The sequence below is a fragment of the Rhodococcus sp. SB1D genome (assembly GCF_048573875.1).
GTDB classification, from domain to species: domain Bacteria; phylum Actinomycetota; class Actinomycetes; order Mycobacteriales; family Mycobacteriaceae; genus Rhodococcus_F; species Rhodococcus_F qingshengii.
Window position 1 is genome coordinate 1 of sequence record NZ_JBMAIQ010000044.1, and the last position, 467, is coordinate 467.

General features: G+C 61.9%; 1 protein-coding gene. It reads left to right on the forward strand.

Features of this window, described 5'->3' with window-relative positions; genetic code table 11:
- A partial coding sequence (locus ACN50D_RS31255; RefSeq protein WP_419970262.1) for a phosphopantetheine-binding protein occupies nt 1-467 on the forward strand: 467 nt, incomplete at both ends.

A 467-nucleotide genomic window follows, 5' to 3' on the forward strand; every position in this document is an offset into this window, starting at 1 on the left:
CCAAGTCGGGTGACAGCTTGGTTGGGTATGTGGTGCCGGCGTCGGGTGCGGTGGTTGATGTTGTAGCGCTTACGGATTCGCTGCGTGCGGTGTTGCCGTCGTACATGGTTCCGTCGTTGATCATGGTGTTGGATGCGTTGCCGCTGAATGCGTCGGGGAAGTTGGATCGGAAGTTGTTGCCGGAGCCGGTGTTCGAGGTTGCGGTGTTCCGGGCTCCGGTGACGGCGGTGGAGGAGATCGTCGCGTCGGTGTTCGGGGATGTTCTCGGGGTCGAGCGTGTCGGGTTGGATGATGATTTCTTTGCTTTGGGTGGTAATTCTTTGATTGCTACTCGGGTGGCGGCTCGGTTGGGGCAGGCGCTCGATGCGCAGGTTCCGGTGCGGGTGTTGTTCGAGGCGTCGTCGGTGGAGTTGTTGGCTGCTCGGGTGGAGTCGGAGGTTGGTTCGGGTGCGCGGGCGGCGTTGACG